This is a genomic window from Devosia sp. J20-27 (assembly GCF_055808595.1).
Map to the genome: position 1 here is coordinate 3,059,041 of NZ_CM147875.1, position 21,786 is coordinate 3,080,826.

A 21,786-nucleotide genomic window follows, 5' to 3' on the forward strand; every position below is an offset into this window, starting at 1 on the left:
GGACCTCAGCCCGGGCCGTTTTCGAAACAGGGCACGTCCTCAAGCTGGCTGTCCCAGTCCGCGCGCGAGCCGATGAAGATGTGCGCGGCGGGCCGCATCTCCACGCCGCTTTCGAGGCTGCCGGCCGGCACCTTGACGCGACCGCCGGGCAGCGCCAGCGGCAGCGGCGAGCCGCAGGTGGCGCAAAAGCTCCGCGAATGGCGCGTCCCCTCTACCGAGAAGACCCGCACCTGATCCTCGCCGGAGAGCCAGTGGAGTTCGGCGTCGTCGGCAAAGAGGTTTGACGCATGGGCCGAACCGGTGCCCTTCCGGCAGCGACTGCAGTGGCAGAGGAAAAAGCGCGTGAACGTGCCCGAAATCTCGAAGCGCACGGCGCCGCAGAGGCAGGAGCCGGTATGTGGGTGCTGGGTATCTGTCATCTTTTCCGCCCGGTTCTGTGTCGCGGTATCGACTGCCTGCGCACGCCGGACCTGTCAACCGGCGCAGCCGGGCCGAGCCCAAACAAAAAAGGGCCGCCCCGAGGGGCGGCCCTGATCCGGTCAGAAAAGCTCACTCAGTGGTGATGCTCTTCCGGAACCTCGTCCTCGTCGGCGGCGATGATCTTGGCCAGTTCGGCGCGGGTCATCTTCTTGTCCTCGGAGGTCGCCAGTTCGCGCACAAAGTCGACGACCTTGTTCTCGAACACCGGCGCACGCAGCCCGGCGAGGGCCTGCGGGTTCTTGCGGTAATAGTCGTAGACCTGCTGTTCCTGACCCTGGAAGCGACGCACTTCGGCGATCAGCGCCTGCTGGTGCTCTTCCTCGGTCACGTCGATCTTGTTGACGTTGCCGATCTCGGCAACCACCAGGCCAAGGCGCACGCGGCGCTCGGCGATCTTGCGATACTGCTCGCGGGCGGCTTCCTCGGTCGTGCCTTCGTCCTCGAAGGAACGGCCATGGCTCTGCACCTCGTGCTCGACCCGCTGCCAGATGCTCTGGAACTCGGCGTCGACCAGATCGGCCGGGACGTCGAACTTGTGGCCTTCATCGAGTGCATCGAGGATCTGGCGCTTGACGGCCTGGCGGCTCATCGAATCCAGCGCCGCAACCATCTGCTCACGCACGGCTTCACGCAGCTTCTCGACGCTGTCGAGGCCGAGCGACTTGGCGAAGTCGTCGTTCAATTCGCCGGCCTTGGGGCCGTCGACATGCAGCACGGTGACTTCGAACTCGGCCTTCTTGCCCTGCAGGTCCTTCTGGGCATAGTCGTCCGGGAAGGTCACGGACACGGTCTTGGTGCCGCCCTTCTTGACGCCGATCAGCTGCTCTTCAAAGCCCGGGATGAATTCGCCCGAACCCACGGTGAGGTGGGCGTGGTCGGCGCTGCCGCCGGCAAATTCCTTGCCGTCGATGGTGCCCTTGAAGGACAGGCCGAGACGGTCGCCGTTCTCGACGACGCCTTCGTCGCCCTTGTCCTCGAAGCCGCGCTGCTGCGCGAAAACGCTGCCGACTTCCGCGTCGACTTCGGATTCCTCGAGCTCGACCACCGGCTTTTCCAGCTTGACGGACTTGAGGTCCATCAGCACCACCGGCGGCAGGATTTCATAGCTGACGTCGAAAGACAGGTCCGACTCGCCCTCGAGCACCTTGTTGATCGTCTGCTGGTCGTCCGGCAGGTCGATCTTGGGCTGCGTGGCAGCGCGCTCGGAACGCTCGTCGAGGGCCTTGCCCACTGTGGCGTTGATGGCATCGCTCATCACTTCGGACATGGCCGAGCGGCCATAGACCTTCTTGAGATGCGTCATCGGCACCTTGCCGGGACGGAAGCCCTTGATGTTGGCCTTGTCCTTGAGTTCGACCAGGCGCTCGTCGAGGCGCTGGTTGAGGTCCGACGCCGGGATGACCACGGCGAGTTTGCGCTTGAGGCCCTCATTGAGGGTTTCTGTGACCTGCATTCGGTACGTCCCGTTCTCGTTTGTCTCGTTTGGCCGAGGTTTCTTGCGCACCGCTCACACTTGCAAGCGTCTGGTGCGGGTGAGAGGGCTCGAACCTCCACGCCTTGCGGCGCTGGAACCTAAATCCAGTGCGTCTACCAGTTCCGCCACACCCGCAAAGGCGCACCCATCGGCCGGGTCGCGTCGCATATATGGGAAGAGCAGCGGACAGTCAAAGCCTCTGTGCAGCCTGAGCCCGCCGCGTCCCCGCTCAAATTCGCAGCAGTCAGGCGTGAGCGCACTTCGTGACTTGATTATTCTCTCGCCAAGATGCCTATTGTTTAGGCATACACCGCCGCGCGGCAATCCATTTTGACATGAACTCTGTCACGCAATACGCTGAAATCCCGCAATAAACTTACCCGTTGGCAGTGCTGGCATGCGCCCTGCATACGAATGGGAAGCGCCCGATGACGGCGCACTTGGAGGCCGGTAATGAAAAAGATCGAGGCTATCGTAAAGCCTTTCAAGCTCGACGAAGTGAAAGAGGCACTGCAGGAAGTTGGCCTGCAGGGCATCACCGTGACGGAAGCGAAGGGATTTGGCCGACAGAAGGGCCATACCGAGCTCTATCGCGGTGCCGAGTATGTCGTGGACTTCCTGCCCAAGGTGAAGGTCGAGGTGGTATGCCCCGATGACCTCGCCGAGAAGGCTATCGAAGCCATACGCGCCGCTGCGCAGACAGGTCGCATCGGCGACGGCAAAATCTTTGTCTACACCATCGAGCAGGCAATCCGTATCCGGACAGGCGAATTCGGCGACGACGCGCTTTAGGGCAGACCCTGCCGCGTCCCAGCCAGATAACAATCAACCCAGACTTACATAGGGGAACTCTATGACCACTGCAGCCGACATCCTCAAGCGCATCAAAGATGAGGACATCAAGTACCTGGATCTGCGCTTCACCGACATGCGCGGCAAGCTGCAGCATGTCACTTTCGACCAGACCATGGTCGACGAAGACCTGTTCGAAGAAGGCACGATGTTCGATGGCTCCTCGATCGCCGGCTGGAAGGCGATCAACGAGTCCGACATGGTTCTGATGCCCGATCCGGACTCGGCCTATATGGACCCGTTCTTCGGCGCCTCGACCCTGTGCATCAACTGCGACGTGCTCGAGCCGCTGACCTACCAGCCCTACTCGCGCGACCCGCGCACCACCGCCAAGAAGGCGGAAGCCTACGTCAAGCAGCTGGGGATCGGTGACTCGGTCTATTTCGGCCCGGAGCCGGAATTCTTCCTCTTCGACGACGTCCGCTACTCGAACACCACTTACAAGGTCGGCTTCGAAGTCGATCACTCGGAACTGCCGACCAACAACGATACCGAGTACGAGTCGGGCAATACCGGCCACCATATCGGCCTCAAGAAGGGCTACTTCCCGGTGCCGCCGCTCGACAGCGCGCAGGACATGCGCGGCGAGATGCTGCAGGCCATGGGCGAGATGGGCGTGCCGATCGAGAAGCACCACCACGAAGTGGCCTCGGCCCAGCACGAACTCGGCATCAAGTTCTGCCCGATCATCAAGGCTGCTGACTCGGTCCAGATCTACAAGTACGTGATCCACCAGGTCGCCCAGGCCTACGGCAAGACGGCAACCTTCATGCCCAAGCCCGTCTATGGTGACAACGGCTCGGGCATGCACTGCCACCAGTCGATCTGGAAGGACGGCAAGCCCCTGTTCGCCGGCGACCAGTATGCCGGCCTGTCGATGGAAGCCCTCTACTACATCGGCGGCATCATCAAGCACGCCAAGGCCATCAACGCCTTCTCGAACCCGACGACCAACAGCTACAAGCGTCTGGTCCCCGGCTTTGAAGCCCCCGTGCTGCTGGCCTATTCGGCCCGCAACCGCTCGGCGTCGTGCCGTATTCCCTTCGGCCAGTCGCCGAAGTCCAAGCGCGTCGAAGTGCGCTTCCCCGATCCGCTCGCCAACCCGTACCTCGCCTTCGCGGCGATGCTGATGGCCGGCCTCGACGGCATCAAGAACAAGATCCACCCGGGCGACCCGATGGACAAGGATCTGTACGAGCTGCCCAAGGAAGAGCTGATGCAGATCCCGACCGTTGCCGGTTCGCTGCGCGAGGCCCTCGAGTCGCTGAGCGCCGACCGCGAGTTCCTGCTCGCCGGTGGCGTGTTCGACGACGACCAGATCGACAGCTACATCGACCTCAAGATGACGGAAGTCATCAAGTTCGAGCACACGCCGCACCCGGTCGAGTACGAGATGTACTATTCGGCCTGAGGCCGGACACAACGCTGGAACTGGAAGGGCCCCGTCGGGGCCCTTTCTCGTTTCAGGGTCTCGGGTTAGCCTTGTGCGTGCAGCCAATCCGGCATTCCCGAGTTCTGGTTGACCTGAACCGCACCGATGTGCCGGGAGACCCTGATGAGCGTTGGACTGCTGAGATTGCTCGATGACGTGACGGCATTGGCCAAGGTTGCCGCCGCCTCGATCGACGATGTGACCGGTCAGGCGGCCAAGGCCGGGCTGAAGGCAGCAGGCGCGGTGATCGACGACACTGCCGTCACACCCAATTATGTCAGGGGCTTTGCGGCCGCACGCGAGCTGCCCATTGTCTGGCGCATTGCCGTCGGCTCGGTCCGCAACAAGCTGCTGTTCCTGCTGCCGGCCGCCCTGGCGCTCAGTCTGCTCGCGCCCTGGCTGATTACCCCGCTGCTGATGTTCGGTGGCGCCTACCTCTGCTACGAGGGCGCCGAAAAGGTCTACGAGGCCGTTTTCCCCCACGAGGGTCACGCCCATGAAGCGGCGGTCGAAGGCGACGCCTCCGATGCAGAGGCGCTGGAGAAGGCCCGCATCGCCGGCGCCATCCAGACCGACTTCATCCTCTCGGCCGAGATCATGACCATCGCCCTCGGGGCGCTCCCGGAAATGCCGTTCTGGGAACAGGCGGTGGTGCTGGCTCTGGTCGGCATCGGCATTACCCTCGCCGTCTATGGCGCCGTAGCGATCATCGTCAAAGCCGATGATGTCGGTCTCGCCATGGCCCGCGGTGCCAGAACCCATCTGGGGCGGGGGATCGGTCGCGGCATCCTGGTGGCCATGCCCTATGTCATGGAGCTCCTCAGCGTCGTCGGAACCGCCGCCATGATCTGGGTCGGAGGCGGCATCGTCATCCACGGTCTCGGCAGCTTCGGCCTGCCGCAGCTCGACCACTGGATCGAAGGCCTGGCTCATGCCGCCGGCAGCATGATCCCGCAGGTCTCGGGGCTTGTCGGCGAACTGACCATCATCCTCGCCGACGGCATATTCGGTATCGCCCTGGGACTGCTGCTCATTCCGGTCGTCGGCACGCTGCTGCTCCCCGCGTGGCGCCGCCTGCGCCAGATCGCAGGTCGCTGACACTGTGATCGCGTATTTAACTTTCTGGTTGACTACGCTCTCGGCTTGGCGTTATAAACCCATCAGTTAAATACAAGGCATCCAGGTTTCATGGCAACTGACCAGCTCAGTCTCACACTGTCGGCTCTCGCCGATCCGACCCGGCGGGCGATCCTCGCCCGCCTGGCCCGGGGTGAGGCTTCGGTGACGGAACTGGCAGCGCCGTTCGAGATGAGCCTGCCGGCCGTCAGCAAGCATCTCAAGGTGCTGGAAACGGCCGGGCTGATCTCTCGCGGCAAGGAGGCGCAGTGGCGGCCTTGCCGCCTCGAGGCCGGACCGATGAGGGACGCGGCGGCGTTTCTGGAAAACTACCGCCAGTTCTGGGAAGGGAGCCTCGACCGGCTCGACGACTATCTGCAGGCCTTGCAGCGTGGAGACCCCGGCGGCCCCAGGAACTAGCCGCCGACGTCCAGACCAGAGAATTGACCCGCGGAACGCGCCTATGGCGCGCATGGCGAAGCCATGCCGCAGCAGAAAGGAACCGCCGGATGGCGCGACATGGGCAGGATCATTTCATTCGGCGCCTATCGGGCACGACTGCGGCGCAGATCACTCTGGATGCGGCAGCTTGAGTTTCACCGGCGGATCTGGGGCGCCAGCCTCAACCGCCTCGCCATCTACATCGACACATTGAGCAGAGAACCGGACATGACAGACAGGAAAGACCTCAAGATTGACGCCCCCGCCGGGCAGCCGCACATGGTGCTGACCCGCACATTCGACGCGCCACGCTCGCTGGTCTGGCGCGCCATGAGCCAACCCGAGCACATCGTCCGCTGGTGGGGCCCGCATGGTCACGCCAACAAGGTACTGAGGTTCGACTGGCGCGTCGGCGGTGGCTGGCGCATCCAGTCGAGCATGTCCGACGGCATGGTGATCGTGTTTCACGGCGAGTACCGCGAGATCGAACCGGAGTGGAAGACCGTCCAGACGTTTGCCGTGGAAGGCATGTTTGACGGCCAGTACAGCGTCGAGACGCTGACCCTCGAAGAGGTCGACGGCAAGACCCGCTACAAGGTCGTGTCCGTCTTGCCCGACGTTGCCGCCCGCGATGGCATGCTGCAGTCGGGTATGGAAGTCGGCGTCGTCGAGGGCTTCGAGCGGCTCGATGCCATCCTCGTCGAACTCAAGGCAGACGCCAGCTAGGCGTCAGGGAGAGAACCCGAAGTGTCGCATTTCGTCACGTCAAACGATGGTACCCGCATCGCCTACGAATATTTGGGCGACGGCCCGCCCCTGATCCTCGTGGATGGGGCCCTCTGCTATCGTGCGTCGGGCCCTGCCCTGCCGCTGGCCGAACAGCTCAAGGACCAGTTCACCGTCTATGTCTATGACCGTCGCGGACGCGGCGAGAGCGGCGATACCCAGCCCTACGCGGTGGAACGCGAGGTCGAGGACCTGCAGGCCATCATCGCGGCGATCGGCAGGCCGGTCCTGCTCTACGGCATCTCGTCGGGCGGTGCGCTGGCGCTCGAGACGGCGAACAAGACGGCCAGCGTCTCAAAGGTCTTTGTCTATGAGGCGCCGTTCATCACCGATACCAGCCGCACGCTCAAGCCGGGCTATGTCGAGACAATGAACGATCTCGTCCGCCGGGGCGACCGCAGCGGCGCGCTCAGGCACTTTATGCGCACCGGCGTGGGCATTCCGGCCTTTGCCGTTCTCATGATGCAACTGATGCCGGTATGGAAAAAGCTGAAGTCCATCGCCCCCACGCTGGCCTATGACACGGCTATCGTCGGCCCGCTGATGCAGAGCCGGCCCATCGCCAAGGGCACCTGGGCCAACCTTGCGCAACCGGCGATGATTGTCGGCGGCACCAGGAGCGACACCTGGATGCGCAACGCCCAGAAGGCCATCGCCGACGCACTGCCCAATGCCCGCCACCGCGAACTGCAGGGCGAGAACCACATGGTCAAACCGACTGCCATTGCCCCGCTGATCAAGGACTTCTTCGCGCCGGACGGCGCGAGCTGAGGAGACAACGATGGAACCGGTTATCCTGCTCCCTGACGAACAGCCGACGCTGAGCATCGAACGGACGTTCGGCGCCCCGCGCGAACTGGTCTGGAAAATGTTCTCGGATCCGCTCCATCTGGTGCGCTGGTGGGGCCCCAACGGTTTCACCAACCCGGTCTGCGAGCTCGATTTTCGCGTCGGCGGCCGCTGGCATCACGTCATGCGCGGGCCAGATGGGCGCGACTACCCCGCCGACAGCACCTTCGTCGAGATCGTCCCGCCGGAGCGGATCGTCTATCGCAACCGGGTGGTGGACGCCGAAGCTTTCGATGGCAATCCGCCACCGAGCTTCAAGCGCACGCTGACCTTTGCCGAGGCCAACGGCAAGACGACGCTGAGGCTCTTCGCCGAATTCGAGACCCTGGACCAGCGCGAAGCTGCCCGCCGCCGCGGCTTCATCGAGGGCACGCTCGAGAGCTACGACAAGCTTGCCGCCCATCTGGAGGCGCCTGCATGAGATCATCCAGCGCGGCCTGACGCTGCCTATCGCACATGACCCAGACGACCTGCGCCCGGCTGCGCCACGGAGCCGCTCGACCGAAATCACCCGTCACCCGGAGAACTCCAATGCTTCGCCGTACCCTGCTTGCCATCGTCACAATGGCCGGCCTAACCCTCACCTCACCTGCCCATGCCCAATCGGAAGGACCGCACATGCCCACACCCAGCACATCCGGCTACGCCCCGGTCAACGGCGTCGAAGTCTACTACGCCTCCTATGGCGCGGGAACGCCGATCGTCCTGCTGCATGGTGGCCTGATGTCGGGGAGTTCGTTCGCGCCGATCCTCGATACCCTGGCCGAGAGCCATCAGGTGGTGACCATCGACCTGCAGGGCCACGGCCACACCCTGCCCTTTGACCGCCCCATGAGCTTCGAGGCCATGGCCGACGACGTCGCCGGTGTCATCGACCATCTCAAGCTCGAAAAACCCGCCGTCCTTGGCTACTCGCTGGGGGCCACGACGGCGCTGCGCCTCGCCATCCAGCACCCTGACCTGGTCGGCAAGCTGGTGCACGTCTCGGCGCCCTACGCCTTTGCGGATGGCTGGCACGACTACAATCTGGAAGGCATGCAATCCATGTCGGGCGCCCTTGCCGAGGGCATGATGCAGTCGCCGATGTATGCCGCTTACGCCGCCGAGGCGCCCGATGCCAGCAACTTCCCCGTGCTGCTCGACAAGGTCGGCGACATGATGCGGGCTGGTTTCGACTATTCGGATGGGGTCAGGCAGCTCAAGGTGCCGACCATGCTGGTCTATGCCGACTGGGATGCCGTGCGGATCAGCCATGCTGCAAAGTTCTTCGAACTGCTCGGCGGCGGCCTGCAGGATGCCGGCTGGGACGGATCGGGCATGAACCAGAACCGGCTGGCCATCATCCCCGGCCTCACCCACTATTCGATGGTGTCGCCGCAGCTGGCCGCCACCGCGCTTGGCTTCATCGATGGCAAGTGATCCCAAAGGCGCGGCCCTCTCCCGCCCTGCCCGTTCGGAGGCTGCAATGAGCAAGTCCATCGTCACGGCGCCGACCGGCGCCAACTGGTTCGAGATCGTCCGCGAGTACGAAGGCCCGATTGCCTTGCTCTGGAAGGTCTTTACCGAGCCGCAGCACATGGTGATGTTCTGGGGCGGCAAGGACGCGTCCAACCCACGCTGCGAGATGGATGTCCGCCCCGGCGGCATGTGGCATCACACCATGGCCTGGCCCGGCGGCAACACCTACAGCTACTCCAACCGCTTCCTCGAAGTGGAGCCGCCCACCCGGCTGGTCTGGCGCGACGCACCCATCGACGCCGGCAGCGACGACGAACTGCCGCCGGTCAACATGCTGACCATCGTCCAGCTCGAACAGGTCGGCAGCAGAACGCGGGTTAGCACGCGGGTGGAACTGCCCTCCAGCGCGGCACGCGATGCCACCATCGCCAACGGCTTTGCGACCGTGGTCGACGGCTCCGGTGAACGGCTTGATGCGTACCTCAAGACGCTCGAAGGGAGCGGGGGCTAGGTCTTGGACTCATAACTTCTGGTCCAGAGTGGGATTGAGGCGAGCAGAACGCTGGCGAGGAAGTTGCGGGCGAGCTTGTCGAATCGTGTGGCGACGCGACGGAAGTGTTTGAGTTTGCAGAAGAAGCGCTCGACCAGATTGCGTTCGCGATAGAGGCCCCGGTCAATGCTGCGCTGGACCCTGCGGTCTTTCTGTGTGGGGATGTGGGCACGGGCTCCCCGTGCCGCAGCCAGGTCGATGAGGACGCGAGCGTCATAGCCGCGGTCGGCAACAAGGTCGCGGGTGCGTGTAAGGCTCTCGATGAGGACGGCGGCGGCCTGCTTGTCGGAGGCTTGGCCGGGAGTGAGCATGATGCGGATCGGCAGGCCGGTCCCATCGACCACGGCATTGATTTTGGTGCTCAGTCCTCCACGAGACCGACCGATGGCGTGATCCGGGCCCCCTTTTTTCCGCCCGCGGCGTGCTGGTGTGCCCGGATGATCGAACTGTCGATCAGCGCCATCGACTGCGGCGAGCGCTCGGCGAGGGCTTCGAATATCCCGAGCCACACCCCGGCCTTGGCCCACCGGTTGTACCGGTTATAGGCGGTCGTATAGGGGCCGTAGCGCTCCGGCAGGTCGCGCCAGGGCGAGCCGGTGCGCAGCACATAGAAGATGGCGTTGATCACCCGTCGGTCATCGGTGCGCGGCACTCCGCGCGGCTTGTTGGGCAGGAGGGGCAGAATGATCCGCCACTCCGCATCGCTGAGATCAAATCGAGCCATCGCCACCTCCATTCAGGAGGTTGAATCAGCCTTCGTACTCAAAGGGAATCCCCTTTATGGGTACAGAACCTAGCCCCGCTCCTCCGCCATCTCGGCAAAGAACCCCTCCGGGTCCTCGACTTCCTTGAGCCGCTTGCCATCGATGCGCAGATAGCGCGTGCCGATATTGCGCACGAAACTGCGGTCATGGGAGACGAGGATACAGGTGGCACCATGCTCGAGGATTTCGCTCTCGAGCTTTTCCTGCCCGGCAATGTCGACATGGTTGGTCGGCTCGTCCATCAGGTAGAAATTGGGCTCGGTGAGCCGCAGCGCCAGCAGGCCGAGCCGCGCCTTCTGTCCGAAGGACAGTTTCGAGACCGGCTTTTCCTGCCTTTCCACCGCAAACCCGGCGCCGGCCAGCAGGGCCCTGCTCCGCTGGTCGCCGACCTTGAAGCGGGCGACCACGTCGCTGGGCGTCGCGTCGGGCGGCAGCTGCGACATGTCCTGGTCGGTGTAGCCGAGCACGACCGAGGGCGTCACCTTGATGCCGGCAACCTCCGCGCCGGTCATGGCGCGGTGGATCAGCTTGACCAGCTGCGACTTGCCGGCGCCGTTCCGCCCCAGCAGCACGATGCGATCACCCTGGAAGACGTGCAGTTTTTCCACCCGGAACAGCGGCTGCCCGGCCGGGGTCGTCACCGCCACGTCCTCGATGCTGAGCAGCACCTTGGCGTGGGTGCCGCTATTGGCGAGGCGAATATCGCCCGAGCGCTCCTTGTGCACGGCGGTCGCCGTCGCCTCGATCTTCGAGGCCCGGTCCTTGAGCTGCTTGGCCTTGACGGTCAGCAGGTCGCTGCCTGAGTTGATGCCGATATTGGTCAGCTTGGCCGCCTGCTTGCGCAATTGCCTGGCGTCCTTGAGCTCGCGTTCAAGCCTGGCTTCGTCGGCGGCGTCGCCCTCCTCCAAAGCCTGTCGCGCCGCGGCATAGGGCAAGGCGAAGTAGCGCGAGTTTTCGGGCCGCAGGAACAGCGTGCGGTTGGTGACGGCGTCGAGAAAGTCGCGGTCATGGCTGGCGATCAGCACCGGCAGGTTCCGCGCCGCCCGGTTCAGCCAGCTCTCGAGCTGCAGGATCTTCTGCAGGTCGAGATGGTTGGTAGGTTCGTCGAGCAGCAGCGCATCGGGCTGCTGCACCCAGACCCGCATCAGCAGCATCAGCCGCTGCCAGCCGCCGCTGAGCGCGCTGACCGGCCGGGTGCGCATCGCTTCGGGCGTCTCGAACTCGTCGAGCACCACGTCGACGCGCCAGCTGTCGGTCTCACGCTCGACCTCCGGCAGCGCGTCGAGCACCGCGTCATGGAGCGTCAGCGCCTGCAGGTCCTGCGGCACATCCTGCTCGACATAGCCGATGCGCAGCCCGCGCGAGCGCACGATGTCGCCGGCGCTCGGTTCGGCGCTGCCGGCAATGCAGCGCAGCAGCGTGGTCTTGCCCATGCCGTTGCCGGCCACGAGGCCGACGCGGTCTCCGTCCTGGATGACCAGGTCGAGGTTCTGGACCAGCGGCACGCCGGCGGTAATGGAAAGGTTCTTGAGGCTGATCGAGCCCATCTTGTCGTCTCACTGGAATTTTGGCGCACAGCGCCTGGCCTGGCGCCGGCACGGCGCCCTCAAGGGCAAACCAGAGGAGATGAGACGAGAAGCGTCGGACCTGCTCGGTCAGCCCTGCAACACAAGCTGCAGGGCGTGCACAGGGCCACGCTGGCGATGGGGGCGGTAAAAGGTCATCCTGCCCCTCCTGTCTGGCTGAAATGCGGGACAAGCCTGATTAGCGCGACGCCTCCGGAAAGGCAACACGCCACTCAGCTGAAGTAAAACAGCGCAGTAACAGACAGCACTGCGAGGCTGCGGGGGAAGGTCAAATGGGCAAGCCGGTACGCAAAACTAGTAATTCCGGCTTGCAGCCACTGATCAGTCAAACTCCGCGCCGACGGTCCGGCCGATAACTCAGTACGTCGACCTTGGTTGGCGCTCATACGGCAACTCCATACACAAACCGTATGGCGACTTTTCTAGCAGGGGCGACTTAAGAAAGTGCTTCCGAGAAGCGAACGGAATCTAAACCGGGTGCGTCAAAACGGGCCGCGGCTAGGCCGGGCGCAACCGCTCGCGGTCGTAGACACGCCCGGAACAGGCATTGACGTCGAGCAGGTAGACCCACCTGCCCTTGGTGGCCCGGGCCTGGATGTAGCGATCGTTCTGCACGTTGAGATAGACGTTGGTGTAGCCCTGCCGCTCGATGGCACGACGGATGGCGCCATTGCCGATCAGGCAGACACGGCTCGGACCGTCCAGAAACAGCGTATCGAACGGCTTAAACAGGTTGCCGGCCTGTGCGGCGGGCATGGCCGACGCCATGGCGAGAGCGACAAGACCGGCTTTGAAGATCGCGTTTTTCACTTTTGTCTCCTCTGAAAGCAAAAATCCCGGCCGCTGGGGCCGGGATCTGGTTCACGCCGGGATCGATGCGATCCTTAGAAGTTGAACTGGAACGACAGGCCGGGGCGGTAGGTGTTGCGCAGGCGCGTCACGCGATCGACTTCGCCCGAACAGCGGTCAACGCGCATCGAGTAGTAGCGGTTGCCCTTGCGAGCGACGACGCCAACCCGGTCGCGGCGCAGGTCTTCGACGATTTCCACATCGCGGTAGCCTTCGCCGCGCAGCGCCCGGACGATGTCACGGTCCGACATGCAATAGCGCTCAAAGCGATCCCGACGGTCGCGGCGGTCGTTGTCCTGGTTGACGCCGACACCGAAGCTCGGCTTGCCATCAGGGCCGACGCCGAACTGGAAGTTGAAGGACGGCTGCGACTGCGCCATGGCGGGAGCGGCCGAAAAGACCGAGGCGCCGAGCGCCAGGGCGACAATCGCGGCGCGGCCGCCGGTCTTGAGAGTGGTCATGAGATGGGTCATTGGTGTTCTCCTTGGAACGTGTTCTTTTGCCGCCGCGAGTGGAAGCGTGCAGCAACACTATTGGTTCCGGACTGAACGCGTCCCGACTGGCCCGTTCATCCCCCGTTCATGATGGCGCAAAACCGGGTCGCGTGAAATAGCGATCATGGCCAGGGCGTAGGGGCGGGATCGCAGCGGACGCGTCCGGCACTGCCTACCGGCCGGAACCTGGCGGGCCGCGATCCCGACGCCGCCTATGCGCAAGTTGCTGTGAACCGGTCGCCAACCCGGCGTTCATAGCGGGTTCATGGCGTTGACGAGGGCAGCGTGCCGCGCAATATGCACACTAACCCTGACCCCTGCCGAATCTGCTAGTGCTGGTGGACGCCCGATTCGCGTCCCTGCAAGGATACCGATGGATCTCTTCTCGCCCGACGATACAGCCAAGCCGCAAGCCGCCAAACCCGCGGTGCCGCCGAAGGACAAGGCGGCCAATGTCGCCCATGCCAATTCCTACTCGGCCGCCGACATCGAGGTTCTGGAAGGTCTGGAGCCGGTACGGCGTCGCCCGGGCATGTATATCGGCGGCACCGACACCAATGCGCTGCATCACCTGTTCGCCGAAGTCATCGACAACTCGATGGACGAGGCGATTGCCGGGCACGCCAATCGCATCGAGGTACACCTGGGTGCCGACGGCTACCTGACCGTCGTCGACAATGGCCGCGGCATCCCGGTCGAGAACCATCCGAAATTCCCGGGTCGCTCGACGCTCGAAATCATCATGACGACGCTGCATGCCGGCGGCAAGTTCGACTCCAAGGCCTACGAAACCTCCGGCGGCCTGCACGGCGTCGGCGTTTCGGTGGTCAACGCGCTGTCCGACGATCTCGTCATCGAGGTCGCCCGCGACCAGATGCTCTATCGCCAGTCGTTCTCGCGCGGCAAACCGACGAGCGCCGTCGAGCCAGTGGGCAAGGTGCAGAACCGCCGCGGCACGACGGTCCGTTTCCATCCCGATCCGCAGATCTTTGGCGACAAGGCCGAACTGGTGCCGTCGCGCCTGTTCAAGATGACGCGCGCCAAGGCCTACCTGTTCGGCGGCGTGGAACTGCGCTGGAGCTGCGACGAGAGCGTTGCCACTGCCGAGGTGCCGGCCAAGGCGACCTTCCATTTCCCCGGCGGTCTCAAGGATTTTCTCGCGGCCCGCATCGAGGGCGAACCGCGCATTGTCGACGAGATTTTCTCGGGCAATGCCGGCAAGCCGGGGACGCATGGCGCTGTCGAATGGGCGGTCAGCTGGAACCTGGGCGACGGCTTTGTCTCGTCCTACTGCAATACCGTGCCCACCGCCGATGGCGGGACGCACGAACAGGGCCTGCGAGCTGCCCTGCTCCGCGGCCTGCGCAACTATGCCGATCTGACGGCGAACAAGCGTGCGGCGCAACTGACGGCCGAAGATGTGCTGGCGCATTGCTCGGCCATGCTGTCGGTCTTTGTGCGCGAGCCGGAGTTCGTCGGCCAGACCAAGGACAAGCTGTCCTCCCCCGAGGCGACGCGCCTCGTCGATACTGCCCTGCGTGATGCCTTCGACCACTGGCTCGCCGCCTCGCCCAACCAGGCTTCCAAGCTGCTCGACTGGGCGCTGGAACGGGCCGAGGAGCGGATGCGCCGCCGCAAGGAGAAGGAAGTCGACCGGGCCAGCGCCACCCGCAAGTTGCGGCTGCCCGGCAAGCTGGCCGACTGCACCCAGTCGGCTGCCCAGGGGGCGGAAATCTTCATCGTCGAAGGCGACTCGGCCGGCGGTAGCGCCAAATCGGCGCGCGATCGCAAGAGCCAGGCCGTGCTGCCGCTGCGGGGCAAGGTGCTCAACGTGGCCGGTGCGACGCGCGAGAAGCTGGCGGCCAACCAGCAGATTGCCGACCTCATCCAGGCCCTCGGTGCCGGGACGCGCGACCGCTACCGCGAAGACGACCTGCGGTACGACAAGATCATCCTGATGACCGATGCCGACGTGGACGGCGCCCACATCGCCTCGCTGCTGATGACCTTCTTCTTCCAGGAGATGCCCAAGCTGATCGATGACGGGCATCTCTATCTGGCGCTGCCGCCGCTCTACCGCATCAGCGCCGGTGCAAAAGTGCTCTACGCCATGGACGACGCGCACAAGGATGCGCTGATCGAGACCGAGTTCAAGGGCAAGAAGACCGACATCACCCGCTTCAAGGGTCTCGGCGAGATGCCCTATGTGCATCTGCGCGAAACAACCATGGATCCGAAGACGCGCACCCTGCTGCAGATCCGGGTTCTGCAGGATCGCGACGACACCAGAACGTCGGTCGACCGCCTGATGGGCAGCAAGCCTGAGGCGCGCTTCGAGTTCATCCAGGCGAACGCTCAGTTCGTCACCGATCTGGATATTTGACCCAAACACCCCATATGGGACGGGTACGCAGCCACAATTGGCTCCGCCCGTGTTCGCGACGTTAACCCCGGCGCCGCGAAACCCGTTGACTTGCAAGGGGTTTCCTCTATGTTCCGCCCGCGTCTTTTAGTGACTGGGTGAGGCGGCACCGGAGTCGCTGCGCAGAACTTTGTTGCGTAAGCGCGCGGTTCGCCGCGCGAATGTTACCGACCACGTGTCGACCCGCACCTTCCTCAAGTAGATGCCTGTCGACCTCCTCCTGATACTTGAGTTGGACCATACGTTTTGGCAGATGACTTTTCCGGGCTCGGACTGAGCGCCAAGGTGACCGAAGCGGTCGCGGCAGCCGGTTATACCAAGCCCACCGACATTCAAGCGCAGGCGATCCCGCATGTTCTTGAAAAGAAAGATATTATCGGGATCGCACAGACGGGCACCGGCAAGACCGCGTCGTTCGTACTCCCCATGCTGACGTTGCTCGAAAGCGGCCGCGCCCGGGCTCGCATGCCCCGCACGCTCATTCTCGAACCGACGCGCGAACTCGCCGCGCAGGTGCACGAGAACTTCGAGAAATACGGCAAGAACCACAGGCTGAACGTGGCGCTGCTCATTGGTGGCGTGTCGTTCGAGGACCAGAACCGGATTCTCGATCGTGGCGCCGATGTGCTGATCGCCACGCCGGGCCGCATGCTCGACCAGTTCGAGCGCGGCCGCATCCTCCTGACCGGCGTCGACATCCTGGTGATCGACGAAGCCGACCGCATGCTCGACATGGGCTTTATTCCCGACATCGAGCGCATCTGCTCGCTGTTGCCGGCCCGCCGCCAGACCCTGTTCTTCTCGGCCACCATGCCGCCCGAGATCCAGCGCCTCACCAGCCGCTTCCTGCGCGATCCGATTAAGGTCGAGGTCGCGCGGCAGAACTCGACCGCCGAGACCATCGACCAGAAGCAGGTTCGCGTGTCGAACAAGCCCGATGAAAAGCGCGCCATCCTGCGCCAGCTCATCCGCGGCGAGGACAAGCTCAAGAACGCGATCATCTTCTGCAACCGCAAGCGCGACGTCGCGACGCTCGCTCGGTCGCTGCAGCGCCACGGCTTTTCGGCGGGTGGCCTGCATGGCGACATGGACCAGAAGAGCCGCACCGAGACACTGGACGCCTTCAAGTCGGATCGGCTGACCCTGCTGATCGCCAGCGACGTTGCCGCACGCGGTCTCGATATTCCGGCAGTGAGCCACGTGTTCAACTTCGACGTGCCCACCCATGCCGAAGACTATGTGCACCGCATCGGCCGCACCGGTCGGGCCGGTCGTTCGGGCACCGCCATCACCCTGGCGACGACCTCGGACGGCAAATATATCGACGCGATCACCAAGTTGATCCAGCGCGACATCCCCAAGATGAATGTCGATACCACCACGTCCGCTCCGTCCTTTGACCCCGCCGAAGAGCGGAGACAGAGCGATGCGCCGCGCGAGGAACGTTCACGCAGTCGCCGCACCCGCGGTCGCCGCACGGAAAAGCCGGTAGAGGCTGCGCCTGCGGCGGTCGAGGCCGACGCGCCGGCTGCTGCCAAGGCGCCGGTTGCTCCAAAGGCACCGGCCGAGCGGAACGCGCCCCGCAACGAGTCTGCACCGAAGTCCGAACGCCGGCCGCGCAAGACCGAGTCGCGTCCCGAGTCGCAGAGCGACTCGCCGTTTGGCTCGGATGGCCCGATACCGGCCTTCCTGTTGCGCCCCACGCGAGTTGTCTGACATATGATTACGTTAATACGCCTCGCGGCGTAAGAACGTGATCATAAATCGACGCCTAAAGCGCTGCCTGTACTGCGGATTTTACTGGGTGTTAATTATCCAGAGCCAAAAGTGCTCCCAATGAAAACGCGAGTGGACGCGCGGGGGAACAGTGCAGGATCAAGAATTCAAACGTGCGTTAGGTTACGCCAACTCGGCAATGGACCTGTTGAAGCGCGCCACCATTCCTCCCTACCCGCAATTCTATGAATTGCTCTACACCTATGCCACTGGCGTCAATCCGCAGCTCAACACGCGGATCAACGCCATCTTCCGCGAGGGCGACCCGACGGTCGACCTGGCGGAGCGCATCTACGACGAATTCCTGAAATCGCAGGATGTGAACGAGCGCATCTCGAGCGTGTCCGAGCGCATGTCGACACGCATCGACGCCGTGCACGAAGCCATCGACACGGCGATGACCACGGCAAACGCCTATTCCGGCGCCCTGCAGGCGGCCAGCGGCGACCTTGATACCGAGACCGATCCGCACGTGCTCAAGGTCATGGCCCGACGCCTGCTGACGGAAACGCGGCGGATGCAGGATGCCAACCACCAGCTGGAACAGAAGCTGCAGGCGTCACGGGACGACATCTCGGCGCTGCAGCGCGACCTCGACGATGTCCGGCGCGAGGCCTCGCTCGACCCGCTGACCAAGATCTGCAATCGCAAGGCCTTTGACGAGGACCTGCTACACGCCGTTGCCGACGCCCGCAGCGGCAATATCCCCACCTCGCTGATCCTGCTCGATATCGATCATTTCAAGCGTTTCAACGACACCTGGGGCCACCAGACCGGTGATCAGGTGTTGCGGCTCGTCGCCATGACGCTGAAGAGCAACATCAAGGGCAAGGACACCGCGGCCCGCTATGGCGGCGAAGAGTTCGCGGCCATTCTGCCCTCGACCGACCGTGCCGGTGCCGTCATCGTCGCCGAGAACGTGCGGAAGGCGATCCAGGCCAAGGAATTGCTGAAGCGCTCGACCAATGAAAAGCTGGGACGCATCACCGCGTCGCTGGGCGTGGCGACTTTCCGGCCCGGCGATACGCCCTCGACGCTGATCGAACGCGCCGACCGCTGCCTCTATGCCGCCAAGCATGCCGGCCGCAACCGCGTCATCGACGAGACCGAAATCAAGGACGACGAGATCGTCGCCGCCTGACCGGACCGGTCAGGCAGGTTTTCCCGAAAAGACTGAAGATATTCAGGCGCTGGCGCGCGCGTCGGCCAGGGCCTTGAGGTCGGCTGGCTTGAGCTGCACGCTTTCGCCGCAGCCACACTCGCCGGTCTGGTTGGGATTCTTGAAGGTGAAGGCGGCCTTGAGGTCGGTTTCCTCAAAATCCATCACCGTGCCGAGCAGGAAGAGCGTTGCCTTGGGCTCGACATAGACATGGACGCCGCCCTGCTCGAGGTGATCGTCACCGGCGACCGGCGCATCGATATAGGACAGCGTGTAGGCCATGCCCGCGCAGCCGGCGTTTTTGACGCCGACACGCACGCCGGTCACCGGCTTGTCGCTATCCTCGATGATCTCGTTGATGCGCGCGATGGCGGCATCGGTCAGGGTCATGATCTTGAGGGCCATCTCGTCACTCTATCGGTTCGGAGTCTTCATCGTCGAAAGGCGATATATAGGCCATCGTGGCCCGGATTACCACCAGTTCAGCGCCACCTGTGCCTCTTCCGACATGCGGCTGGCGTCCCAGGGCGGATCGTAGACCATGTTGACCGTGACATCCTGGATGCCTTCGACCGAACGGGCGGCGTTCTCGACCCAGCCCGGCATCTCGCCGGCGACCGGGCAGCCCGGCGCTGTCAGGGTCATGTCGATGACAAGGTTGCGGTCATCGTCGAGATCGACCTTGTAGATCAGCCCCAGCTCGTAGATGTCGACCGGGATTTCCGGATCATAGACGGTCTTGAGCGCCGCGATCAGGTCGGTGGTGATCCGCTCGACCTCGTTCTCCGGCAGAGCGCCGGTATGCGTGGGGGTGATACGGGACGGCTCGGGCAGTGCTGGTGCCGGGGCGATTTCTGGAACTGTGTTGTCGCTCATGAAAAGAACGTCCTTGCCTTCTCGATCCCCTCAACCAGGGCATCAATGTCATCCTTGCCGCTGTACAGGCCCAGGGAGGCGCGGCAGGTGGAGGTAACCCCGAATCGCTTGAGCAGCGGCATGGCACAATGGGTGCCGGCCCGCACGGCGATGCCATAACGATCCAGGATCGTCGACACGTCATGGGCGTGGGCGCCCGTGATCTCGAACGAGAAGATACCACCCTTGCCCGGCGCTGTGCCGATCAGTCGCAATGAATTGATGCGGCTCAGCTTTTCTATGCCATAGGCGGTCGTCTCGGCTTCGTGCGCCATCATCGCGTCGCGGCCGACGGCCTCGACATAGTCGATGGCGGCGCCCAGCCCGATGGCCTGCACGATCGGCGGCGTCCCCGCCTCGAAGCGGTGCGGCGGCTCGTTATAGGTGACGGCATCCATGCTGACGGTATCGATCATCTCGCCGCCGCCCTGATAGGGCTGCATTTCGGCCAGCAACTCGTACTTGCCGTACAGAACGCCGATACCGGTTGGGCCGTAGAGCTTGTGACCGGTGAAGATGTAGAAGTCGGCGTCGAGGTCCTGCACGTCGACCTTCTCGTGCACGGCGCCCTGGCTGCCGTCGACCAGCACCGGAATATTCCGGGCATGGGCCATCTCGATGATCTGCTTGAGCGGCGTCACCGTGCCCAGCACGTTCGACATGTGAGTGACCGCCACCATCCGCGTCTTCGGCCCCAGCGCCTTCTCGAAGGCATCGAGATCGAAGCTGCCATCGTCCCGCACATCGACCCACTTGAGCACCGCACCCTTGCGCTCGCGGTGGAAATGCCACGGCACGATGTTGGAGTGGTGCTCCATTATGGTGAGGACGATCTCGTCGCCCTCGCCGATCCGCGGACCGGCGAAACTGGAGGCCACCAGATTGATCGCCTCGGTGGCCGAGCGGGTGAAGATGATCTCCTCGGCACGCGCGGCGTTCAAGAACTGCCGCACCTTCTCGCGCCCGCCCTCATAGGCCTCGGTGGCGCGGTTGGCGAGCGTATGCAGGCCCCGGTGGACGTTGGCGTATTCGTGCCGATGGGCGTAGTCCATGCGGTCGAGAACGGCCGCCGGCTTCTGGGCCGACGCGCCGCTATCGAGATACACCAGCCGGTTCCCGTGGATCTTTTCCGCGAGGATCGGGAAGTCGGCCCGGACTTTTGCCAGATCCAGGCTCATGCACCCAGCCAGCCTTCGATGACACCGGTCAGTGCCTCGTTGAGCTCATCGTCCTCAATCGGATCGATCAGTTCGGCGAGGAATGCCCGGATCAGCATGGTCTCGGCATCGGCCTTGGGCACGCCGCGGCTCATCAGATAGAACAGCGAATCCTCGTCGAGCTGGCCGCAGGTCGAGCCATGGCCGCAGACCACGTCGTCGGCATAGATCTCGAGTTCGGGCTTGCAGAGGATTTCGGCTTCGTCCGACAGCATCAGGCCCTGTGCCATCAGCTTGGCGTCGGTCTTCTGCGCATCGCGCGCCACCACCAGACGGCCCTGTACCACGGCCTTGGAACGCCCGCGGGCGATCGACTTGAACAGCGGCTTGGAGGTCGTGTGCGGCACGGCGTGGCTGGCATCCATGGTGATGTCGGCATGCTGCCCGTCACTCACCAGGTTGAGCCCGGTAATGTCGGCATGCGCGCCACTGCCGGCATATTTCGGGAAAAGCTGCGTGCGCGACAGCCCGGCACCGGCATGGATCACCAGCGTGCGCAGTTGCGCGCCTTCGGCGATCACATATTCATTGGAGGCGAAATGGCTCGCCTTGTTCGAGCTCAGGTCGACGGTGATGTGGGTCACCACGGCATTCTTGCCGAGCGCCAGATAGGTGGCGTGGTTGGTCACGTGCGCTTCGTCGCTGCCCGAATAGGTTTCGAGGATCACCGCCGAGGCGTTGTCGCCGACATAGATCTTGGCGGCGCTGGGCGCATGCGCGGCCGGACCTTCGGTGCGCCGGTCGATCTGGATCACCGGATCGACGGAGCCGTCGAGATCGATGCGTAACGCCTTGCTGACCAGTGCCGTGTTGAGCCGCACCATGACGTCGTCGCGCTGGCTGAGCACGCCGCCGTCGGCCGTGCCGACAATGACGCCGGCCGGGGCCGTGCTGCTGGCCTGCGGCACGCCATTGGCGATCATCAGCTGGTAGGCGCCGGGGACACGCATGGCCGGTGGCGAGGTGCCCTCGGCCGGCGCGGCCAGATCGGGAATGCTGCGCAGCAGCATCTTGAGATCGGTGTAGTGATAGCTCTCGACGCGCCGTGTCGGCAGGCCGATGGCGGCCAGGCGCTCGCCCTCGCCGGTCGCCTGACGCGCGGTAAGTTGTTCGATCAGCTTGAGTTCAGCCGGTCCGAGCCGGACGGGGACATTCATACCAATAAT

General features: G+C 63.9%; 22 protein-coding genes and 1 tRNA gene. 12 read left to right on the plus strand and 11 right to left on the minus strand.

Going from position 1 to position 21,786, the window contains the following annotated elements:
* Positions 1–5 precede the first annotated feature (5 nt).
* From AC0L4C_RS15110 to AC0L4C_RS15120, 3 genes are all read right to left on the minus strand, one after another.
* On the minus strand, positions 6–419 hold the full coding sequence (locus AC0L4C_RS15110; RefSeq protein WP_473400505.1) for a GFA family protein: 414 nt from the start codon (positions 417–419) through the stop codon (positions 6–8).
* A gap of 134 nt (positions 420–553) precedes the next feature.
* A complete protein-coding gene (gene tig / locus AC0L4C_RS15115) occupies positions 554–1,933 on the minus strand; it encodes a trigger factor (RefSeq protein WP_473400506.1) in 1,380 nt (459 codons plus the stop codon).
* A gap of 71 nt (positions 1,934–2,004) precedes the next feature.
* Positions 2,005–2,089 (minus strand) — tRNA-Leu (locus AC0L4C_RS15120).
* A 318-nt stretch (positions 2,090–2,407) separates the two neighbouring features.
* On the opposite strand from AC0L4C_RS15120, the gene AC0L4C_RS15125 reads away from it, so the two are divergent.
* The 9 genes from AC0L4C_RS15125 to AC0L4C_RS15165 all read left to right on the plus strand — a co-directional run bounded on the left by AC0L4C_RS15125 (position 2,408) and on the right by AC0L4C_RS15165 (position 9,399).
* Positions 2,408–2,746: a P-II family nitrogen regulator gene (locus tag AC0L4C_RS15125; RefSeq protein WP_473400507.1), complete on the plus strand. Its 339-nt coding sequence runs from the start codon at positions 2,408–2,410 to the stop codon at positions 2,744–2,746.
* Between the two features lie 61 nt (positions 2,747–2,807).
* Entirely contained in the window at positions 2,808–4,217 is a 1,410-nt protein-coding gene (gene glnA / locus AC0L4C_RS15130) for a type I glutamate--ammonia ligase (protein ID WP_473400508.1), read from the plus strand.
* Between the two features lie 144 nt (positions 4,218–4,361).
* Complete coding sequence (locus AC0L4C_RS15135; protein WP_473400509.1) at positions 4,362–5,336, plus strand: DUF808 domain-containing protein; 975 nt, start codon at positions 4,362–4,364, stop codon at positions 5,334–5,336.
* A gap of 90 nt (positions 5,337–5,426) precedes the next feature.
* Positions 5,427–5,774 (plus strand): ArsR/SmtB family transcription factor, encoded by a 348-nt coding sequence (locus AC0L4C_RS15140; RefSeq protein ID WP_473400510.1) that lies wholly within the window; start codon positions 5,427–5,429, stop codon positions 5,772–5,774.
* 99 nt (positions 5,775–5,873) lie between these two features.
* On the plus strand, positions 5,874–6,521 hold the full coding sequence (locus AC0L4C_RS15145) for an SRPBCC family protein (protein ID WP_473400511.1): 648 nt from the start codon (positions 5,874–5,876) through the stop codon (positions 6,519–6,521).
* Between the two features lie 21 nt (positions 6,522–6,542).
* Positions 6,543–7,352, plus strand: coding sequence for an alpha/beta fold hydrolase (locus AC0L4C_RS15150; RefSeq protein ID WP_473400512.1), 810 nt, complete (start codon positions 6,543–6,545; stop codon positions 7,350–7,352).
* A 10-nt stretch (positions 7,353–7,362) separates the two neighbouring features.
* Entirely contained in the window at positions 7,363–7,851 is a 489-nt protein-coding gene (locus tag AC0L4C_RS15155; RefSeq protein WP_473400513.1) for an SRPBCC domain-containing protein, read from the plus strand.
* A 110-nt stretch (positions 7,852–7,961) separates the two neighbouring features.
* The gene (locus tag AC0L4C_RS15160; protein ID WP_473400514.1) at positions 7,962–8,849 is read left to right on the plus strand and encodes an alpha/beta fold hydrolase; all 888 of its coding nucleotides are present in this window, start codon (positions 7,962–7,964) and stop codon (positions 8,847–8,849) included.
* A gap of 46 nt (positions 8,850–8,895) precedes the next feature.
* On the plus strand, positions 8,896–9,399 hold the full coding sequence (locus AC0L4C_RS15165; RefSeq protein WP_473400517.1) for an SRPBCC domain-containing protein: 504 nt from the start codon (positions 8,896–8,898) through the stop codon (positions 9,397–9,399).
* Here the strand turns inward: AC0L4C_RS15165 and AC0L4C_RS15170 are convergent.
* From AC0L4C_RS15170 to AC0L4C_RS15185, 4 genes are all read right to left on the minus strand, one after another.
* A protein-coding gene (locus tag AC0L4C_RS15170; RefSeq protein ID WP_473399404.1) for an IS5 family transposase occupies positions 9,396–10,162 on the minus strand; the annotation gives its coding sequence in 2 pieces (ribosomal slippage) (positions 9,396–9,853 and positions 9,853–10,162; 768 coding nt in all). The two genes, AC0L4C_RS15165 and AC0L4C_RS15170, sit on opposite strands and share 4 nt — an antisense overlap.
* A 69-nt stretch (positions 10,163–10,231) precedes the next feature.
* On the minus strand, positions 10,232–11,749 hold the full coding sequence (locus tag AC0L4C_RS15175; protein ID WP_473400519.1) for an ABC-F family ATP-binding cassette domain-containing protein: 1,518 nt from the start codon (positions 11,747–11,749) through the stop codon (positions 10,232–10,234).
* Between the two features lie 537 nt (positions 11,750–12,286).
* Complete coding sequence (locus tag AC0L4C_RS15180) at positions 12,287–12,598, minus strand: hypothetical protein (protein ID WP_473400520.1); 312 nt, start codon at positions 12,596–12,598, stop codon at positions 12,287–12,289.
* A gap of 74 nt (positions 12,599–12,672) precedes the next feature.
* Positions 12,673–13,110: a hypothetical protein gene (locus tag AC0L4C_RS15185; protein WP_473400521.1), complete on the minus strand. Its 438-nt coding sequence runs from the start codon at positions 13,108–13,110 to the stop codon at positions 12,673–12,675.
* Positions 13,111–13,504: 394 nt separating this feature from the next.
* Here AC0L4C_RS15185 and parE point away from each other — a divergent pair, with 394 nt between their 5' ends.
* The 3 genes from parE (at position 13,505) to AC0L4C_RS15200 (ending at position 18,470) form a co-directional block, all read left to right on the plus strand.
* Positions 13,505–15,514: a DNA topoisomerase IV subunit B gene (gene parE, locus AC0L4C_RS15190; RefSeq protein WP_473400524.1), complete on the plus strand. Its 2,010-nt coding sequence runs from the start codon at positions 13,505–13,507 to the stop codon at positions 15,512–15,514.
* A 285-nt stretch (positions 15,515–15,799) separates the two neighbouring features.
* A complete protein-coding gene (locus tag AC0L4C_RS15195) occupies positions 15,800–17,269 on the plus strand; it encodes a DEAD/DEAH box helicase (RefSeq protein WP_473400526.1) in 1,470 nt (489 codons plus the stop codon).
* A gap of 199 nt (positions 17,270–17,468) precedes the next feature.
* Positions 17,469–18,470 carry a GGDEF domain-containing protein gene (locus AC0L4C_RS15200; RefSeq protein ID WP_473400528.1) on the plus strand — a complete coding sequence of 334 codons (1,002 nt, stop codon included), beginning with the start codon at positions 17,469–17,471 and terminating at the stop codon, positions 18,468–18,470.
* Between the two features lie 42 nt (positions 18,471–18,512).
* Here the strand turns inward: AC0L4C_RS15200 and AC0L4C_RS15205 are convergent, their stop codons facing one another.
* The 4 genes from AC0L4C_RS15205 to sufD form a co-directional block, all read right to left on the minus strand.
* Positions 18,513–18,893, minus strand: a complete 381-nt coding sequence (locus AC0L4C_RS15205; RefSeq protein ID WP_473400529.1) for a HesB/IscA family protein — start codon at positions 18,891–18,893, stop codon at positions 18,513–18,515.
* A 66-nt stretch (positions 18,894–18,959) separates the two neighbouring features.
* A complete protein-coding gene (locus AC0L4C_RS15210) occupies positions 18,960–19,364 on the minus strand; it encodes an SUF system Fe-S cluster assembly protein (RefSeq protein WP_473400530.1) in 405 nt (134 codons plus the stop codon).
* The gene (locus AC0L4C_RS15215; protein ID WP_473400532.1) at positions 19,361–20,581 is read right to left on the minus strand and encodes a cysteine desulfurase; all 1,221 of its coding nucleotides are present in this window, start codon (positions 20,579–20,581) and stop codon (positions 19,361–19,363) included. Before AC0L4C_RS15215 ends, AC0L4C_RS15210 begins: the two co-directional genes overlap by 4 nt.
* Positions 20,578–21,777 (minus strand): Fe-S cluster assembly protein SufD, encoded by a 1,200-nt coding sequence (gene sufD / locus AC0L4C_RS15220; RefSeq protein WP_473400534.1) that lies wholly within the window; start codon positions 21,775–21,777, stop codon positions 20,578–20,580. Before sufD ends, AC0L4C_RS15215 begins: the two co-directional genes overlap by 4 nt.
* Between the last annotated feature and the right edge of the window lie 9 nt (positions 21,778–21,786).

Coding starts and splice junctions, on each gene's coding strand:
- AC0L4C_RS15110 (WP_473400505.1), bottom strand. CDS start 419: ATGACAGATACCCAGCACCCACATACCGGCTCCTGCCTCTGCGGCGCC.
- tig (WP_473400506.1), bottom strand. CDS start 1,933: ATGCAGGTCACAGAAACCCTCAATGAGGGCCTCAAGCGCAAACTCGCC.
- AC0L4C_RS15125 (WP_473400507.1), top strand. CDS start 2,408: ATGAAAAAGATCGAGGCTATCGTAAAGCCTTTCAAGCTCGACGAAGTG.
- glnA (WP_473400508.1), top strand. CDS start 2,808: ATGACCACTGCAGCCGACATCCTCAAGCGCATCAAAGATGAGGACATC.
- AC0L4C_RS15135 (WP_473400509.1), top strand. CDS start 4,362: ATGAGCGTTGGACTGCTGAGATTGCTCGATGACGTGACGGCATTGGCC.
- AC0L4C_RS15140 (WP_473400510.1), top strand. CDS start 5,427: ATGGCAACTGACCAGCTCAGTCTCACACTGTCGGCTCTCGCCGATCCG.
- AC0L4C_RS15145 (WP_473400511.1), top strand. CDS start 5,874: ATGGGCAGGATCATTTCATTCGGCGCCTATCGGGCACGACTGCGGCGC.
- AC0L4C_RS15155 (WP_473400513.1), top strand. CDS start 7,363: ATGGAACCGGTTATCCTGCTCCCTGACGAACAGCCGACGCTGAGCATC.
- AC0L4C_RS15160 (WP_473400514.1), top strand. CDS start 7,962: ATGCTTCGCCGTACCCTGCTTGCCATCGTCACAATGGCCGGCCTAACC.
- AC0L4C_RS15165 (WP_473400517.1), top strand. CDS start 8,896: ATGAGCAAGTCCATCGTCACGGCGCCGACCGGCGCCAACTGGTTCGAG.
- AC0L4C_RS15175 (WP_473400519.1), bottom strand. CDS start 11,749: ATGGGCTCGATCAGCCTCAAGAACCTTTCCATTACCGCCGGCGTGCCG.
- AC0L4C_RS15185 (WP_473400521.1), bottom strand. CDS start 13,110: ATGACCCATCTCATGACCACTCTCAAGACCGGCGGCCGCGCCGCGATT.
- parE (WP_473400524.1), top strand. CDS start 13,505: ATGGATCTCTTCTCGCCCGACGATACAGCCAAGCCGCAAGCCGCCAAA.
- AC0L4C_RS15200 (WP_473400528.1), top strand. CDS start 17,469: ATGGACCTGTTGAAGCGCGCCACCATTCCTCCCTACCCGCAATTCTAT.
- AC0L4C_RS15205 (WP_473400529.1), bottom strand. CDS start 18,893: ATGGCCCTCAAGATCATGACCCTGACCGATGCCGCCATCGCGCGCATC.
- AC0L4C_RS15210 (WP_473400530.1), bottom strand. CDS start 19,364: ATGAGCGACAACACAGTTCCAGAAATCGCCCCGGCACCAGCACTGCCC.
- AC0L4C_RS15215 (WP_473400532.1), bottom strand. CDS start 20,581: ATGAGCCTGGATCTGGCAAAAGTCCGGGCCGACTTCCCGATCCTCGCG.
- sufD (WP_473400534.1), bottom strand. CDS start 21,777: ATGAATGTCCCCGTCCGGCTCGGACCGGCTGAACTCAAGCTGATCGAA.